At 68.3% G+C, this 18,535-nt stretch carries 9 protein-coding genes; 8 read left to right on the top strand and 1 reads right to left on the bottom strand.

Annotated features, from left to right (window positions below):
• The 8 genes from VIW71_RS03565 to VIW71_RS03605 form a co-directional block, all read left to right on the top strand.
• Positions 1-3,282: type I polyketide synthase (locus tag VIW71_RS03565; protein WP_331620451.1), on the top strand; the 3,282-nt coding region annotated here is incomplete at its 5' end.
• Positions 3,269-5,521, top strand: coding sequence for a cytochrome P450 (locus tag VIW71_RS03570; protein WP_331620452.1), 2,253 nt, complete (start codon positions 3,269-3,271; stop codon positions 5,519-5,521). The genes VIW71_RS03565 and VIW71_RS03570, both read left to right, overlap by 14 nt.
• A complete protein-coding gene (locus VIW71_RS03575; protein WP_331620453.1) occupies positions 5,521-6,708 on the top strand; it encodes a macrolide family glycosyltransferase in 1,188 nt (395 codons plus the stop codon). Before VIW71_RS03570 ends, VIW71_RS03575 begins: the two co-directional genes overlap by 1 nt.
• A 519-nt stretch (positions 6,709-7,227) precedes the next feature.
• A complete protein-coding gene (locus tag VIW71_RS03580) occupies positions 7,228-9,051 on the top strand; it encodes an ABC transporter ATP-binding protein (RefSeq protein ID WP_331620455.1) in 1,824 nt (607 codons plus the stop codon).
• 216 nt (positions 9,052-9,267) lie between these two features.
• On the top strand, positions 9,268-12,903 hold the full coding sequence (locus tag VIW71_RS03585) for an amino acid adenylation domain-containing protein (protein ID WP_331620456.1): 3,636 nt from the start codon (positions 9,268-9,270) through the stop codon (positions 12,901-12,903).
• Positions 12,904-13,084: 181 nt separating this feature from the next.
• Positions 13,085-13,933, top strand: coding sequence for a class II fructose-bisphosphate aldolase (locus tag VIW71_RS03590; RefSeq protein ID WP_331620457.1), 849 nt, complete (start codon positions 13,085-13,087; stop codon positions 13,931-13,933).
• Positions 13,918-14,808 carry an HAD-IA family hydrolase gene (locus VIW71_RS03595; RefSeq protein ID WP_414720640.1) on the top strand — a complete coding sequence of 297 codons (891 nt, stop codon included), beginning with the start codon at positions 13,918-13,920 and terminating at the stop codon, positions 14,806-14,808. Before VIW71_RS03590 ends, VIW71_RS03595 begins: the two co-directional genes overlap by 16 nt.
• Before the next feature lie 47 nt (positions 14,809-14,855).
• A complete protein-coding gene (locus VIW71_RS03605) occupies positions 14,856-15,497 on the top strand; it encodes a histidine phosphatase family protein (protein WP_331620458.1) in 642 nt (213 codons plus the stop codon).
• Between the two features lie 528 nt (positions 15,498-16,025).
• Here the strand turns inward: VIW71_RS03605 and VIW71_RS03610 are convergent.
• Positions 16,026-18,347, bottom strand: coding sequence for a glycosyl hydrolase family 8 (locus VIW71_RS03610; RefSeq protein WP_331620459.1), 2,322 nt, complete (start codon positions 18,345-18,347; stop codon positions 16,026-16,028).
• Between the last annotated feature and the right edge of the window lie 188 nt (positions 18,348-18,535).

Genomic DNA, 18,535 nt, shown 5'->3' on the forward strand with positions numbered 1-18,535 from the left:
GGTCATGATGAGCCGGAGCGGGTGCTGGCGGGGCTGGGCAGGCTGTGGGCGGATGGGGCGCGGTGGTCGTTGCCGGTGCCGGCGGCGGATGTGGACCTGCCGGCCTACCCGTTCCAACACGACCCCTACTGGCTCCTGCCGGCACCGTCGTCCGATGGCCTCGACACGCCGGACCACCCGCTGATGCGGTCCCTGGTGAAGCTCCCTGACGGGCAGGGCGTGGTGCTGACCGGGAAGCTCTCCAAGTCGACCCACCCATGGCTGGACGAGCACACCGTGCTCGGCTCCGCCCTGCTGCCCGCAACAGCGTTTGTGGAACTGGCCGTCCAGGCCGGCGAGCACGCGGCCAGTCCGGTGCTGACCGAGCTGGTCCTCGAAGCGCCGCTCGTGCTGCCCGACCGCGACAGCGTCCACGTACAGGTCACCGTGGGCGCACCCGACGACATCGGGCACCGGCCCGTCACCATCCACTCCCGTACGTCCGCCGAACCCGACGACTGGACCCGCCACGCGACCGGCATCCTGAGTTCCACTGCGGCCCCGGCAGACCGGGCTGAACCGAAGCCCGCCGACGCCACAGCGATCGACATCGGCACGCTCTACGACCAGCTGGCCGAGGCCGGCTACGACTACGGGCCCACGTTCCAGGGGCTCACCGGAATCTGGCGGCACGGCGAGGACCTGCACGCCGAGGTCAGGTTCCCGGCGGACACCGCAGAGCTGACCGGCTACCGCGTCCACCCCGCGCTGCTGGACGCGGCCATCCAACCGCTGACTTTGCTCACCGGCATCACGGCCGAGGCCGGCGGCCCCGGCGAGAGCCTGGCGCGGCTGCCGTTCTCGTTCTCCGGCGTGTCGATCACCGGTTCGGCCAGTACCGTCCTCGTGGCGCTGCACCCGACCGGGCCGGACACGTACGCGGTGCGGCTCACCGACACCGCCGGCGTGCCCGTCGCGACCATCGACGAGATCGCGTTGCGGCCCGTCGAACTGGCGGGCCTCGCCACGAAGCGCCACCCGAACACGCTGTTCGCCGTCGACTGGACCCCGATGGCGGCACCGGAAGGCCCGGACGTCGAGGTGGTTTTCCACGAGGTCACCGGCGAAGGCGAGCCGGTCGCGGCCACCCACGCGGTGACCCGGGAACTGCTCGGCAGGGTCCAGGAGTTCCTGGCCGCCGGCACGTCGGCCAAGCTCGTGGTCCTCACGGGGAACGACCTGGCCTCGGCCGCCGCCCGGGGCTTCCTGCGCAGCGCGCACACCGAGAATCCCGGGCGGATCCTGACGGTCGGGCTCGACGGGACGGCCGCGTCACGGCAGGCGATCCCCGCCGCGGTGCGTGCCGCCGTGAGCAATGACGAGCCCGAAATCGCACTGCGCAACGGAACCGCCCTCGTGCCGAGGCTGGTGAAGCCCGTAGTGGACCGCTCGGCCGAACCCGTGGACGGCACGGTGCTGATCACCGGGGGCACCGGCACCCTCGGCGTTCTGGTCGCCCGGCACCTGGTCACCCGGCACGGCGCGCGGCACGTGGTCCTCGTCAGCCGGAGCGGCGTCGAGCCGCCCGGGCTCCGGGAGGAGCTGGGCGTCGACCTCACCGTGGCCGCGTGCGATGTCGGTGACCGCGAGGCCTTGAGCGACCTTGTCAGCACGATCCCCGACCTTCGGGTCGTCGTGCACGCCGCCGGGGTGATCGACGACGCCGTGGTGGGGTCGTTGATGCCGGACCAGGTCGAGAAGGTGCTGCGCCCCAAGGTCGACGCCGCGTGGACCCTGCACGAGGTCACGAAGGACATGGATCTCCGGGCATTCGTGCTCTTCTCCTCGGCCTCCGGGGTGTTCGGCGGTCCGGGGCAGGCCAACTACGCCGCCGCCAACGCGTTCCTCGACGCGCTGGCCGAACACCGGCACGCGCACCACCTGACGGCCACCTCGCTGGCCTGGGGCTACTGGGCCGAATCCAGCGGCATCACCGGGAACCTGACCGAGGCCGACCACCGTCGGCTGGCCCGGACCGGGATGCTGCCGCTGGCCACCGAGCAGGCCCTCGACCTGTTCGACACCGCCCTGGCCGACGGACGGCCGACGCTGATGCCGGTCCACCTCGACCTCACCGCCATGGGCACCCCACCCGCGCTGTTCCGGGGACTCGTCCGGCCACGGCGCACGGCAGGGCCGGCGACCGAACCCGATGACCTGGTCCGGAAGCTGAACTCCCTGCCCGAACCCCAGCAGCGCGCCCTGCTGCTGGACCTGATCAGCACACACAGTGCGAACGTCCTCGGCCACACCACCGGGAGCATCGAGGACCCGCAGCAGGCGTTCCGCGACCACGGCGTCGACTCGCTGACCGCCATCGAGCTGCGGAACCGGCTCAACGCCGCCACCGGGCTGCAACTCGCGGCGACCGCCGTGTTCGACTTCCCGACGCCCGCGCAGCTCGCCAACCACCTGTACGGCCGGCTGTGCGCGCCGGAGAACCGGGTCGCCGGGCCGATGGAACGTCTGCTGCGCAAGGCCGTCGACATCGGCCGCGCGCGGGACGGCCTCGAACTGCTGGCCACGGCGTCCCGGTTGAGCCCGACCACCGAGACACCCGAGGCCGAGGCGGTCACGTTGGGCGCCGGCTTCCTCCAACCGTCGCTGGTCTGCCTGCCGTCCGCGCTGGCGTCCTGCGCGATCGAGGAGTACGGGCGGTTCGCCGCCGCGCTGGAGGCCACCCGCGATGTCACGGCGGTGACGCTTCCGGGGTTCGCCGGCGACCCGCTGCCGGCGAACGCCGACGTCCTGGTCGAAGCGCTCGCCGAGGCTGTGTCGACCGTCGACAACCCGGTGCTGGTCGGCCGTTCGGTGGGCGCGTGGCTGGCACTGGCCACCGCCAAGGAGCTGGAACGGCAGGGGGTCCGCCTGAGCGCCGTGGTGCTGATCGAGGGCTTTCCCGAGGACCTGCCGGGCGTACTCACCGGGATGCTCGACGCCGAGCACCAGGTCCAGCCGATCGACGACGACCGGCTGGTGGCGATGGGCCGCTACCTCGACCTCGCCGGCACACCGCAGCCCGTCACCGCGCCGGTGCTGCTGGTGGGCACCGAGAAACGCTCGTGGCCACGGCTGTCCACCACCGCCCAGGACGTGATCACTGTCTCGGGCGACCACTTCACCCTGCTGGAGAAGCACTCCGCGGCCACAGCGCTGGCCATCAGTACGTGGCTCCTCGACTTCAGCGGGTATGGCGCCGGGCTGTCCGACCTCAGAGAAAGGGACGAGCATGATCTGGGATAGCGTCTACATCGGCGGGACGGGCCGATATCTGCCGCCACGTACGCTCGCGACGGATGCCGTGCCGGACACCGAGACCATGCGGCGGCTGCTCGCGCTGTCGGACTTCACATCGTTCACCAAGTCCGATGACGTCACCGAGCACGCGATGGCCGTGCACGCGGCGATCGAGGCGCTGCAGGAGTCCGGGCTCAGCGGCGCGGACATCTCGATGGCCGCCTACGCCCAGATGGACTCGCAGGATCACATGGCGCCCTCCTGCCACCTCCAGCGTGTCCTCGGCCTCGGCCACGCCCTCGTCTACGAGGTCGAGGCGACCAGTAACGGCGGCTCCGCCGCGCTCCAGTCCGCCGCCGCGCACCTGGTGGCCGACCCGACCGCGACCGCGACCCTGGTCACGGCCACGTCCCGGTTCCTGCCGCCCCGATGGGAACGCTGGCAGCCCACCATCGGCATCTTCCTGTCCGACGGCGCGGTGTCGGCGGTGCTGAACCGCGAAGGCGGCCGGGCGCGGCTGGTCGCAACCGCCAACAGCTCCGCAACCCAGATGGAAGTCCTTGCCACGCCGACGATCCCGGACCCGAAGGGCCACCGCAACCGTACGCCGATCGAGGTCACCGGCCTCGCACCGTACCTGACGCTGATGAGCGAGGCGCTGGTCAGCGCGGTCGAGCAGGCCGCCAAAGAAGCCGGTGTCGACATCGCCGACATCACACGGTTCGTTGTCACCGGCCTGGGTCTCGCGCAGCTCCAGGTCGTCGTGCTGGAGCCACTCGGCATCGACCTGAGCCGCACCACCTGGCCGTTGCTGCGCGAACTCGGCCACGTCGGGCCGTGCGATCAACTGCTGGGCGTGGAGCACCTGCTGCACGACGAGACCCTCAAGCCCGGCGACACGATCATGGCCATCGGCCTCGGCATGGGCTCCCGGTTCACCGCGACACTGCTGGAGGTCACCGAGCGGCCCAAGCCGCGCACGACGACGACCTTCGCCAAGCCGGTGCGTGCGAGGATCGCGCCGGTCGACCCCTATGTCATCGACCCGTCGGGCAGTGACATCTTCGGCGAGGCCGGGAACCTGCGCGAACGCGGCGCAGCCACGCCGGTCGAGCTGCCCGGCGGCGTCCACGCCTGGGCCGTGACCGGGCACGACTTGGCCAAGAGGCTGCTGCTCGACCCAAGAGTCTCCAAGGACGCGAACCGGCACTGGCCCATGTGGCGCGACGGCGACATCCCACCGGACTGGCCGCTGATCATGTGGGTCGCGATGAAGAACATGTTCACCGCGTACGGCGACGACCACACCAGGCTGCGCAGCCTGGTGGCCAAGGCGTTCACCCCGCGCCGCATCGAGGCGATCCGGCCGCGCGTCGAGGAGATCACGGCCGGGCTGATCGACAGTCTGGCCGCGGTGCCGCCGGGCCAGCCGGTCGACCTGCGCGCGCACTTCGCGTTCCCGCTGCCGGTCCAGGTGATCAGCGGCTTGTTCGGGGTGGCCCCGGAGGCGGGTGCGGACCTGCGGCGGCTGGTGGACGCCGTGTTCAGCCTCGACGCCGACCCGGCGGGCGTACAGGCGGCGTCCGGCGAGTTGTACATGCTGCTCAAGGGACTCGTTGCCGCCAAACGGGAAAACCCCGGCGACGACATGACCAGCGACCTGATCGCGGCGCAGGAGGAGGACGGCACCCGGCTGTCCGATCGGGAGCTGCTGGACACGTTGCTGCTGACCATCTCCGCGGGCTTCGAGACAACGGTCAACCTGCTCGACCACGCCATCCACGCGCTGGCCACACACCCGTCGCAGCTGGGCCTGGTCATCTCCGGGACAAGCTCGTGGGAGGACGTGGTGGACGAGACGCTGCGGTGGCAGGCACCGGTTCCGAACCTGCCGCTGCGGTACGCCGTCGAGGACATCTCCGCCGACGGCGTCGAGATCCGCAAGGGCGAAGCGATCCTGATGTCGTTCGGTGCGGCCGGCCGTGACCCGGCGCAGCACGGAGCCGACGCGGAGGAGTTCACCGTCACCCGGCCGTCGCGGCACGACCACCTGACGTTCGGGCACGGCGTGCACTTCTGCCTCGGCAGCCCCCTGGCGAAAATGGAGGCCACGACGGCGTTGTCGGCGTTGTTCTCCCGGTTCCCGAGGCTACGGCTGGCTGTGCCGTCGTCGGAGCTCGAGCCGCTCGGGTCCTTCTTCACCAACGGACACAAGACCCTGCCGGTAATCCTGGAGGAGAACTGATGGCCCACTTCGCTTTTGTGAGCTCGCCGGCGCCCGGTCACGTGAACCCGACGCTGCCGCTGGTGGAGGAGCTGGTCCGGCGTGGTCACCGGGTCAGCTACGCCACCGGACCGTCCACCATGGACGGTCCGGTGGCCGCTGGTGCGTCGCCGGTGGTCCTGCCCTCGGAGCTGCCGCCGGACATGGCGTCGCGGAGCGACTTCACCGCGGACCAGCTTGCCGTGACGTTGGAGTACTTCCTCGCCGACGCGCGTGCTTCGTTTCCGGTCCTGTCGGAACATTTCTCGGCGGATCGGCCGGACGCGGTGTGCTACGACTCGGTGACGTTCACCGGAAGGATGCTGGCGAACCAGCTCGGGGTGCAGGAGATATCGCTGGTGCCGACCTTCGCGGAGAACGAGTCGTTCTCGGCGGCGCAGGTGTACTTACCGCCCACGTTCGACCACACGCATCCCCGGCTGGTGGCTGCGATTCAGGAGATGGGGAAGTTCGCGCAGGGGCACAGGTTCCTGGACAACCCGAACCTGATGTTCGGCTATGTGGCCCCGTCGAGTGTGGTGTTCATCCCCCGCGAGTTCCAGCCGTCGGGGGAGACGTTCGACGAACGGTTCCACTTCGTCGGGCCGTCGCTGAGCAGCTGGCAGGTCGCCCAGGAGTGGAGCCCCCGGTCGGCCGCGCCGGTGCTGCTGATCTCGCTGGGGACGGTGTTCAACGTCCGGCCCGAATTCTACCGGATGTGCATCGAGGCGTTCGGGGACAGCGCCTGGCAGGTGGTCATGGCGGTGGGCGGGCTGAACCCGGAGTCGCTGGGTCCTGTTCCGGGGAACTTCGAGGTGCACGCGCGGGTGCCGCAGGTGGCGGTGCTGCGGCACGCGAGGGTCTTCCTGAGCCACGCCGGGAGCAACTCGGTGATGGAGTCGCTGTACCACGGGGTGCCGTTCGTGGCGGTGCCGCAGATCCCGGAACAGCGGGTGATGGCCCGGCTGGCGGAGGAGCTGCGGGTCGGCAAAACGTTGGCCGAGCTGACCGTGCAGGGGCTGCGCGACGCCGTTGCCGAAGTCGAGTCCTACCGGCCGCAGGTGGCGGCCATGAGCCGGACCGTGCGTGCCGGCGGCGGTGCGGCGAAGGCGGCGGACGTACTGGAGAAGCTGCTGGCCAATAGCGCCCGGGCTGCGTCGGACGAATGATGTCGTTCGCCCGCGGGGCGGGCCCCGTCGGCGCCGACACCGGTGCCGGCGGCCGTCCTTGGGTGCCGCCCCCGATCCGTAACGCCGGCGATGCCGGTGCGGCGAGGCGCCCGCGTCCGGGGGCCAACTCCTCCGGCGGGTAGGCCCGACGGGTTCTCGGCACGACGGACTCCTGCTTGCGGGGAGCAGGGTCCCCCAAGCGGACAGTTGTCCACCGAACCGGAGCAACTTCACCGCACGACTTCGTCCACGGACCGGTCGAGGCCGGCCTGCACGGTGGCACGCAAAAACGCTTGGACTCTGCGGGCGCCGTCACGGGACACTGCGGTTCCTGGCCTACCCGTAAAACGGATGCGTCGCCACGAGCTGCGCGAGGGCTCCGTCGTCGTGCCCCGCCTGTGGGAAGAGGATCTGAACGAGGGCACTCGAACCGAAGCTCCGCGCGGCCAGTGAGGCAAGGGTTTCTCTGCGGAGAAGCACGTGGCGGGCTGCCGCACGACCACACAGGGGTGGGATGGGATGGGATCGCCTTTATCGCGCGACGGTTCGCCGGGCAGGGGCTCGGTGTTCCTCGCACTCCGTTACTACGGACGGGAGTTGGCCCGGCTCCGGTGGCTGACGGTGCCGGCGATGCTGCTGCCGGCGATGGGCAACATCGGCATCAACTACCTCGCGCCGCTGGTCGTCGCGAAGCTCGTCGGCCGAATCGCCGGCGACGCCGGTATCGCCATCGGCTCGACCCTGCCCTACGTTCTCGGCTTCGCCGGCGTTCTGCTGCTCGCGGAGACGCTGTGGCGCGTCGGCCTGCACTGCCTGAACCGCCTCGACGCCCTCGGCATCGAGCACCTGTACGTGATCGGCATGGACGAGCTGTTCGCCAAAGACGCCGCGTTCTTCCACGACAACTTCGCCGGGTCGCTGACCAAGCGGGTCCTGAGCTTCGCCTCCCGCTTCGAGGAGTTCGTCGACACGCTGACGTTCTCGGTCGTGGGCAGCTTCGTGCCGCTGGCGTTCGGGTCGGTGGTGCTGTGGCGCTACGAACCGCTGCTCGTTGTCGGGCTCTTGGCGATGATCGCGCTGACGGCGCTGTGTGTGACGCCCCTTATCCGTCGCCGCCAGGCGCTCGTCGGCCGGCGCGAGGAGGCGATCGCCCGGGTGTCGGGCCACGTCGCCGACAGCCTGATGAACATCGACACGGTCCGGGCGTTCGCCGCCGAGGAACGCGAGGCCGCCGAGCACCGGTCCCGCGTCGCGGAGTCGCGGCGGCTCACGCTGCGGTCGTGGGACTACGGCAACCTGCGCATCGACACGCTGGTCGCACCGATGTCCGTGCTGACCAACGCGCTGGGCCTGCTGCTCGCGGTCGCGCTCGGCGGGGGCGGGCACGGCGTGGAGGCGGTCGTGGTCGCCTTCACGTACTACACCAGCGCGACGCGGGTCATGTTCGAGTTCAACCAGATCTACCGCCGCCTGGAGAGCTCGATGACGGAGGCCGCGCAGTTCACCGAACTGCTGCTGACGCCGCCGGCCGTGCTCGACCCGGTGTCGCCGGAGCCGCTGCTGTCCCGAGCCGCCGACGTCCGCTTCGAGCAGGTGACCTTCGCCCATGGGGGCGCGGAGCCGCTCTTCGAGGGCCTCGACCTGGCCGTGCCCAGCGGGGCGAAGATCGGTTTCGTCGGCCGGTCCGGCGGCGGCAAGACCACGCTCACCCGGCTGCTGCTGCGGATGACGGACGTCGACGCCGGCCGGATCCTGATCGGGGGGCAGGACATCAGCAGGCTGCGCCAGGCCGACCTGCGCAGCCTGATCGCCTACGTGCCGCAGGACCCGGCGATGTTCCACCGCACGCTGCGGGACAACATCGCGTTCGCCCGGCCGGACGCCACCGACGCCGAGATCCGTCGCGCGGCCGAGGTGGCGCACGTCACGGAGTTCGCCGACGCGCTGCCGGACGGCTTCGACACCATGGTGGGCGAACGCGGCGTCAAACTGTCCGGCGGACAGCGCCAGCGGGTCGCCCTCGCCAGGGCGATCCTGCGCGACGCGCCGATCCTGCTGCTGGACGAGGCGACCAGCGCCCTGGACTCCGAGAGCGAGATCCTCGTCCAGGAGGCGCTGTGGCGGCTCATGGAAGGGCGGACGGCGCTCGTGGTGGCGCACCGGCTGAGCACGGTCGCCACCATGGACCGGCTCGTCGTCCTCGACCTCGGACGGATCGTCGAGCAGGGCACGCACCAGGAGCTGCTCGCCTCGGGCGGCGCCTACGCGAAGCTGTGGCAGCACCAGTCGGGCGGCTTCCTCGACGGCACTGCGGGTGCCGAAAGCCCCGTCTATGGCCTGTGACCTGCAGGTCCAGCGAGCGGCCGACGGTCGTCGGACGGGTGTGCCCGTTCGACGCTGTGCCCTGACTGCTTCTCCGCCCGGGGACGCCCCCTGATCTCGGATGTCCGCCACAGCAGATCAACCCAAACTTGCCTGTTGCGCGACGTACTTGGACATACCTGCACTAATGCGGTCACAGTCTAGGCAGACCTACCTCTTCGGCCTTACCTTGAGGCGATGACCGATCCCCGTGTTCCGACCGGTACTGAGTTCACCGAACTGGTACCCGCGCTTCGCCGCGACCGTCCCTGGGCCGCCGTGTCGCTGCCGGTGTCCGGCTGCACGCCATTGCCACGAGTTCTGGTACCTGTGGCGGCACGGTCCGTTCTCGAATTGCTGAGCGACTGGGCCGAGGTGCGCCCCGAGCAGGTGGCATTGGCACAGGCGGATCACGTTGTCACCTATCAGACACTGCAGGCACGCACAGCCCGGCTGGCCGAGCTGCTGCGGCTGCGTGGTGTCGAGCCGGGGCACGTCGTGCCGATTGTCCTGGGGCGGAGTGTGCTGTTTTTCGAAGCGGCCGTGGCCCTGTGGAGGCTGGGAGCGGCTTTTCTGCCTGTCGATCCGCAATGGCCTGCTCCATGGCGTGATGCGACGATCGGGCAGACGGGCTCGACGCTGTGTCTCACCACCATCGCCGGCCCGGATCTGCCGTTCGGCACAGAGCGCGTCGAGTTGGACACTCTCGACCTGGATGCTCCGCCGGACGACCTTGTACGGTGGACCGGGCGCCGGCTGCAGCCGAGCGACGTGGCTTATGCCGTGCGCACGTCGGGGTCCACAGGCGAGCCAAAACTGGTTGTTGTGGAACATCGGGGTCTGACCAACCTGATCGCGGCACAGCGCGCCGAGCTCATGGGTATGGACGGCTCGGCGATCGTGCTTCAGTTCTGTAGCCCTTACTTCGACTCGATGATCTTTGAGTGGGCGATGGCGCTCGGCAGCGGGGGCCGCCTGGAAATCGTGGGCGACAATGAGGTCTCGAGTAAGTCGGTGGAGGAGGTGCTGCGCCACCGGGGGATCACGCACACATGCCTGCCCGCGGTACTCGTGCGCACCATGGAGCCTTCCGACCTGCCTGCCTTGCGTGTCCTGATCAGTAGTGGCGAGGTGTGCCTTCCGTCCACCGCCAGGCTGTGGGCCGGGCGGGTACAGCTGGTCAATGGTTACGGCCCGACCGAGACCACGGTGTGCGCGACAATGCATACCGTCGGCCTTGCCTCAGCTGACGCGGCCGTCGTGCCGATAGGCAGGCCACTGCCCGGTACCAGTCTCCTGATCGTCGATGACGAGCTGACTCGTGTGCCGGACGGTGAACCCGGTGAGATCCTGATCGGGGGCGCCGGTGTGGCGCGCGGTTATCTCGGCCGCCCGGACCTGACCGCGGAGCGGTTCCTGCCCGACTCGTCAGCTCCCGGCGCCCGTCTGTACCGGACCGGGGACCTGGGCCGGTACCGTCCTGACGGCGTCGTTGAGTTCCTGGGCCGGAAGGACGAACAGGTCAAGGTCCGTGGTTACCGTGTCGAGCCCGCGGAAGTCGAACTGGCGTTGACCTCGATCGACGGTGTTCGTGACGCGGTCGTGGTCGCGCACCAAGCGCGCTTGACCGGTTACGTGCGGCTTTCGCCGGGGCACACTGTCACCGGCACCGGGCTTCGTGAACGGCTGGCGCAGGTTCTGCCCGGCTACCTGGTGCCAGACCTGATCGTGACCGTCGCCCAGTGGCCGCTGCGTCCCAACGGCAAGATCGATCGCTCGAAACTGCCTTCTCCTCTGCCGCTGGGAGCTGATCGGAGCACGGCCACGACGCCGGACGAGCGGTTCATCAGCGAAGTCGCCGCCGAACTGCTCGGTGTGGACAGCGTCGGTGTGCACGAGTCTTTGATCTACGCCGGCTGCAACTCACTCATGGCCGTCCAACTCGTCGCGCGCGTCCGAGATGAGCTCGGCCACACTCTTCCCGTCAGCGAAGTCCTGCGTGCGGGAACAGTGGCCGCGATCGCGGCCTTGTTGACTGACGCGGCCGAGCACGGCCCTGTTCCGTCGCCGCCGGACGCCCCTTCGGCCGTGTCGCACGCACAGGAGCGCATCTGGTTCGCTCACGAGAGCGCCACGGACTCGATTGTGTACAACGGCCAGTGCGTGCTCCGGCTGGCCGGCAACCTGGACTACGCGGCACTGGACGCCAGTTTGACTGAGATCGTGCGCAGGCACGATGTGCTGCGTTCCAGGCTCATCCTTCGAGACGGCGGGCTTGAGACGTGCGTCAGTCCACCATGGCGAGTCGAACTGCCTGTGGTCGACCTTGCCGGTCTCGACGCGATTGAGCGGGATGAACGTGTCGCCGAGTATGTCCGCGACGCAGTGCGGGCACCGTTTGATATCGCAAGCGATCGGCTGGTCCGGTGGGTGCTGATCCGGATCGAGGTGGACGAGCATCTGCTCATCCACACCGAGCATCACGCCGTGCACGACGCCTGGGCCTTCACGGTGTTCCTGCACGACCTCGTAGAGGCGTATGTCGCGTACCAGCAGCATGGCAGTGCGCAACTCCCGCCACTGCCCATTCAGTACCAGGACTACGCCCGCTGGCATCGCGATTGGTGCGACTCACCAGCTGCGGCAGCGCAGCTTGACTATTGGACCGGCGCGTTGGCCGGGGCGTCGGCGGTACTGCCGTTGCCAAGACGTCTCCGTCGCACCGGTCGTCGCACTCCTGTGCCCGGCGGGCGAGCGGCAGCGGCGCCTCGGATGCGAGTTGGCCCAGACCTGGCCCGGGCGCTGGAGCAGTTCGGCCGACGCCACGGGGCGACGCTCTATATGGTCATGTTGTCGGCCTATTTCGTCGTACTGCACCGCATGGGCGGTGCGAAAGACCTGTTGGTAGCAGCTGGTGCGGCATGTCGTAACTGGCAGGCCACTCAAGACTTGCTGGGCATGTTCATCAACACAGTGGTGCTCCGTGGTGATCTACGTGCCGACCCCACACTCGTGGAGACCTTGGACCGTGTCCGCACTGTCTGCCTGTCTTCCTACGACAATCAGGAATTGCCCTTGGAGAAGGTGATCGCTGATCTTGACGTACCCCGAATTCCTGGTCTCAACCCGTTGATACAGGCTGCATTCAACTTCCACGAGGCCCAGCCGAAGTCGCTGAGGTCGGTGCCGCTCGACATCACAGTCATCGACGGAATGAACAACGGCACCGCTAAATTTGACCTCAGCGTGACCGTCTTCCCCAGCTATGCCTCACCAGGGCACATAAGCAGGCACGAGGGTGCGATATTGCACATACCGCGCTCGGAAACGCCGGTTCATCCCAGTCCGCTCGACACGCTATCGGGCCTCGACGTGGTCTGGAAATACGACACCGCCCTTTTTGATGACCGCCAAGTGCTCGCCATGCTGGCCGCATACCTTGAGGTCCTTCGCGCGATGGCGTACGCGCCGAGCACACACCTGTCCGGAATCGCGATCCGGCATCTTCTCGGCGATCTTCCGGTTGAGCCGGAACTGCCTCGGGTCCGGCCGCGCCCACGTGACAACTATCCTGCACATCTACGGTCGGATGACCAACAGGGAAACGAGAGGAGGTCGGCGGTAGATGTGATCACCAGAATTGTTGGCGAGATTCTGGGTGTCCCGAATCCTCGCGGCGACGAAGATTTCTTCGCACTGGGCGGCAACTCGTTGCTCATGACAGAACTCCTCGCCGCCATCCGCAAGGAATTTGCCGTTTCAATAAAACTTGAGGAATTGCTGAGTAATCCCACAATAAACTGGATGGCAGAACGGCTTGAAAAGAGAGCGTAGATATCCGCATGGGGCTTGATTCGTAAGCGGCTCGGCCTCGTCGTCCGTGATCTTCTTGACCGCCGGAGCGTGGGTATGCCGGCAGATGGAACCGCGATTGCATACTTCTTTTTTGTGGTCATCATAAGATAATTTCTAGCCATTGTGGCTCGGGGTCGGCGGAGAGGGAAGGAGGTGGCATATGTCCGTTTTTGCGTTGGGCCCGGCTCTGCGCTCAGCCATGGTTGACGGGTATGCGATGCCGGCGTGCAACGTGTTCGACGCCGTGAGCATGGATGCTGTGCTCGCGGCAGGGGAGCGCCTGGTCTCGCCGGTTGTCGTGCAGATTTCGACCCGCACCCTCCGAGCGTGGGGACCGGTCCGCCTCAGGAGAATGTTCGACGCGCTGTCCTCGCAGCGCGACGTGTCGGCACTGCTCCATCTCGATCACTGCGATGACCCAGCAACGGTGATCGCCTGCATGGAAGCAGGGTGGAACTCCGCCCTGTTCGATGCGTCCGCCCTTGACGTTGAGCTCGCGGTCCGGTTGACCCGTGACCTCGTACTACGCGGAGCCGACAGAGACTTCCACATCGAGGGAGAGATCGACCGCATCGTCTCCGCCGCAGACGCGCACACGGGTGAGGTCAAGATCGATATCGACCGATCAGTGAACTTCGTGGAGCGAACCGGCGTGGCCTGCTTCAGCCCCGCGGCAGGCACAGTCCACGGTGTACCGGTCGGGCCGGTCGAACTGGACTGGGACGGTCTGACGGCACTCGCACAACGCACGCGGCTCCCGTTGGTGCTGCACGGCGGCAGTGAGTTGGACACCACGACGCTGCGACGTGCTGTCACCTGTGGGGTCGCCAAGGTCAACCTGTCGAGCGCCCTGAAGACCGCCTTCTGGAGCGTTTGGGCCGCATACAGAACCCCGCCGTTCATCGAGCCGACGCAACTGCTCCAGCAGGTCTTCGAAGGTGTTGAAGACGTCGTCGCCAGGCATGTGGAGGCAGTTGGGAGCAAGGGGCGTGCATGTGCCGAGCGTTGATCCTCGACTGCGACGGCGTCCTGGTCGATGCCGAACAGACTGGCCATCTGCGGGCGTTCAACGAGATGTGGCGCCGACTGGACGTCCCGTGGCAGTGGGCGCCGGCTGAGTACGTCTCGAAGCTGTCCATCTCCGGCGGACGAGAACGCCTCGCGAGTCTGCGCGACGATGCCCGGTTCCGGTCCGCGGTCAGCGTACCGAACGACGACGACGACTGGTTGGGGCTGGTCGGTCACTGGCACCGGCTGAAAACTGACATCTACATGGATCTCGTTCGGCGAGGCGAACTCGAAGTGCGCGTGGGCGTGCGACGACTGGCGCAGGAGGCGGTCGACTCGGGTTGGGGGCTCGCGGTCGCCTCATCCGGTGCTCGCAGGTCCGTGGAGTTGGTCGTCGGGCACGCGCTCGGTGATCGGCTCGCAGCCGCGGCGGTGATCGTGACGGGAGAGTGCGTCAAGGCCAAGAAACCAGCCCCCGACATCTATCTGCGTGCCGCGTCCCTCCTCGGCGCCGAAGCCTCTGAATGTCTTGTGGTCGAAGACACCGAGGTCGGCCTGACCGCCGCGCTGAACGCGGGGATGACATGCGTGGTCACGCTGACCAGGCACTCCGGGGGCAAGAGGTTCGACGGAGCCGCCGCAGTGCTCAGCGCCCTCGGCCCCACCTCACGCGCGCCCATGCGAGTGATCGCCAATGACGCGATGCTGCCGCTCGGTACCGAGTTCGGTCTGTCCTCTGTCTCTGCGCGGCCATCGTCGACCGGCGCACCTTCAACGGCGCGATCATCGCAACCTGCACCGACTCCCACCGCCTCAGCAGCATCCGCGCACGCGCCGGAGAACCTGTTTGATGGTTCCGAGCCGTCTCTTCCATAGTTGCGGACTGTCATCAGTCAGGACTACCCACAGCAGGGCACGCACTCATGCGCACTCTTTACGTCGTCACCCATCCGGAGGCGACGCACCACGTCGAGGGCGTCGTCGGCGGATGGCATGATTCACAGCTGACGCCCGCCGGCGTCCGCGCGGCTGCCTCCATTGCCCAAGCGCTGCGGGCCCAGGTCCCGGACGGCGCCGAGGTGGAGCTGTTCTCCTCGGATCTGCAGCGTACCCGGCGGACGGCCGAGGACGTGGCCGAACTGTTCGGCGTGAAACCCATCCTGGACCGCAGACTGCGGGAGAAATCCTACGGAGAAGCAGGGGGAAGGCCGCAGGAGTGGCTGGACCGGCGGTTCGTCCCGCCCCCGGCTGCCGGAGAGCGGCTGGAACACGACGAGGGCATCGAGGGTGCCGAGACCAAGGCGGCGTTAGCGCAGCGCGTCTACGCCGCCATGGACGAGATCCTGCAGCGCCCGTGCGAACACCAGATCATCGTGACGCACGGCGGCTCCCTGACGTTCGTCGTGGCGTCCTGGATCAAGATGCCGATCGGGTCGGTCGGCTATGCCAGCTTCCGGGCGCCCTCCGGCAGCATCACCAGGCTGTGCGAAGACGACTTCTTCCATAACCGCCAGGTCGTCAGCCTGGGTGACACCAGCCACCTTTCGGGTCTCCAGGCGGGCTGAGCAGGACTTCCACGTCGTCGGCCCCGAAAACGGCGTCGAAGGAGCGGGTGTGTGTGCTGCCCCGGTCCCGGATGAGGAAGCGCAGTGAGTCCATGCGGCACCCCAAGACGATGGCGAGGTTCCTGGCCTGTGCGGGACGGTGGTGCTGGGTGAACGTCCGTTTGCGCGCGGAGTTGACGGCGCCAGGCGGGCCGTGTGGTGGAGGCGACCGCGAAGACCTGGCGCCCATGGCCGCGCGGGATCAGCCGGGAGAGTGCGGCGAGCCAGACCCTGTCGGCCGGCTCGTAGCGGACCCGGGCGATCTGACGGCGCAGCACTGCGGTGCGGGGCGGGGATCAGCCCGGCGTGGCGGGTGATGGCGAATGCACCGGCGGTGGGGCTGCGTCCGAGACGGCGTGGGCCAGCGGGCGCGTGCCCCGGTGCAGCCGGGGCACGCGTGGTTCCGCTGAGGGATGCCGCCGCACGCTGCCTGCCCAGGCTGTTGCAGCAGCAATGGCGGGCGCGGCTTCGGCGGCGGTCGCTCCCCTGCTACGGGACCCAGTAGTTCCCGGAGGCGACGATCATGGACTGGAGCTGGACGCTGCTCCCGTAGTAGAGGGAGCTGTTGATCCCGGTCGAGACGAGCTTGGTCCACAGCGCGTCCAGCCAGGCCTGGGAGCCGGAGTCGGTCATCGCGGCCACGGCGAACGGCGCCGTGAAGGCCATGTCATGGCCGGAGTCGAAGGCCGATCCGCTGAGGTGGTAGCCGGTGACGATGGTGTCCGGGTTGCCTCCCGTCCTGGACTTGATCCAGGCGTTGAGCTTGCGCGCCTGGGTGAGCGAGGTGGCGTCGCCGCTGGTGACGGCGTCAGCGCCGATGCGCCACGGGTCGCGGCAGGCGTTCCAGCCGTAGTCGCCGTCGTTCGAGCTCTCCAGCACCTGGCCGGAGGCCGGACGCGGGGTGGAGCTGGTGTTCACGATGAAGTCGGCGAGCAGGCCGGTGGACGGGGCGTAGTTCGCCTGCTGTTGGGTGATCAGGTTCTGGTGCGCGGTGCGGATGGTGTCCCAGGCGCTGTCACCGGTGGCCTTCTTGAAGGCGCGGAAGTGGTCGATGAGCCAGTCGGAGGAACGGGTGATGGAGTAGTACTGGTCGCCCGAGGTGGACCAGTCGCCCAGCAGCATCAGATGCGTCGAGGAGTTGACCTCCTTCGACTTGATCGCGTTGATGTGCTTGATCGCGAGGTCCTTGTAGTTGTACGTGCCCGCGCTGCCCCACTGCTTGTCGGCGAGCAGCAGCCCGTACGCCACGTCCAGGTCGCCGTCGGTCGCCGAGTCGGAGCCGTTGACGCTGGTGCAGGAGGAGTCCTGCTCGGCGGCGAGCAGGTTGGAGTTGTGCACGGACGGGTGGGCGAGCACGTACTTGACCATGCCGTCGAAGATGGTGTGCGCGTTGGAGTCCGCGCCCGCCATGGTCGCGACGATGACCATGCCGTAGCCCTGGCCCTCGGCCACGTAGGGGTGGTCGGCGTCGGGGGAGTAGGTCTCGTACCAGCCGTTGCCGCAGTTCTGTTTGACGAATGCCGACTTCCAGGCGTTGTACTTGCTGATCACGGCCTGGTCGAGGGTCGACTGCGAGCCGGTGGGCTTGAGCGTCCCGGCGGCGTACGGGAGGAGGTGGCTGCCGAAGGGCACCGCCGGGCCCCCGGTGCTCGCCTGGGTGGTGCTGGTCACCGGTGCGCTCGCCGCGGACTCGTTGCCGGCCGCGTCCCGCGCGGTGACGGTGTAGGTGTGGCTGCTGGAGGCGGCCAGACCGCTGATGGTGACGGTGGTGCCGGACGGCGAGGCGACCACCGAGCTGCCTTCGCGGACCCGGTAGCCGGTGACACCGATATTGTCGCTGGAGGCGTCCCAGGCCAGGGAGATCGACGAGGACGTGGTTGCGGTTCCCCGGGGGTTGACCGGTGCGGTGGGCGGCTGGGTGTCTCCGCCGGTGGAGGCCGAGACGGACAGTCTGTCCAGGTTGGGGCCGCCGCCCGAGGCGGTGGCGGTGGCGCGGATGGTGTTGGCGCCCGCGTTGAGGCCGGCGTTGACCGTCTTGGTCGCCCAGGTGTCCCAGTCGGCGGTGGGCGGGAAGGAGACGGCGGAGGCGACGACCGTGCCGTTGACGGAGACGTCCATCGGGCGGTCGGTCGTCGTACCGTTGGCGTAGCGGAACTGCAGGCCCGCCTGGCCGGCAGCGGACGGGGAGACGGTGAACTCGACGTATGAGCCGGTGACGTTCGTGTAGTCCACGAAGCCGGTGCCGGTGTAGTCGAGGTGGTTCGTGGCCACCGTGCCCTGGGAGACGGTGGCGTCCTCGGCCTGGTAGTCGGCGGAGGCCGCAGTGACCTGGAAGTCGATGCAGTCGAGGTTCGGGTCGCCGCCCGCGGCGGTCGCTGTCAGCCGGATGGTGTCGCTGCCGGCCGTGACCGGGGCCGTGATCGTCTTGGTCGCCCAGGTGTCCCAGTCGGCGGTGGGCGGGAAGGAGACGGCGGAGGCGACGACCGTGCCGTTGACGGAGACATCCATCGGGCGGTCGGTGGTGGTGCCGTTCGCATACCGGACGGCGAAGGAACCGGTGCCGGCGCTCGCCGCGTTCAGCGTGAACTCCACATACACGCCGGTCGCGTTGGTGGTGTCGACGAAGCCGGAGCCCGAGTAGTTCAGGTGGTTCGTGGCGACCGTGCCGGAGGAGACGGTCGCGTTCTCCGCCTCGTAGCGGGTCGCGGCCGCGGCGGCCGGCTGGAGCTGGGTGAGCAGCGCACCCACGAGCGCGATGACGAGCGTGAGGATGGCCAGGCCCGATCGCGCTGGGCAGGTCGGTCTCTTCATGCCGTGACGCCTCCTAGTCGAACATTCTCGTACAGCTAATTGTTAGGAAAGCAACCTAACGATAAACTAGGATGCTGGCATGGTCAGGTCAATGCATGTATCGGAGCTTTTCCGCGGACAAGCGGAACGGTTCGCGTTCTCCGTTCCCGGCGGTGACACCGTGTCCCTCGCCGCCGGAAACCCCGTGG

The sequence above is a fragment of the Streptomyces sp. genome (assembly GCF_036524955.1).
Taxonomy (GTDB): Bacteria; Actinomycetota; Actinomycetes; order Streptomycetales; family Streptomycetaceae; genus Actinacidiphila.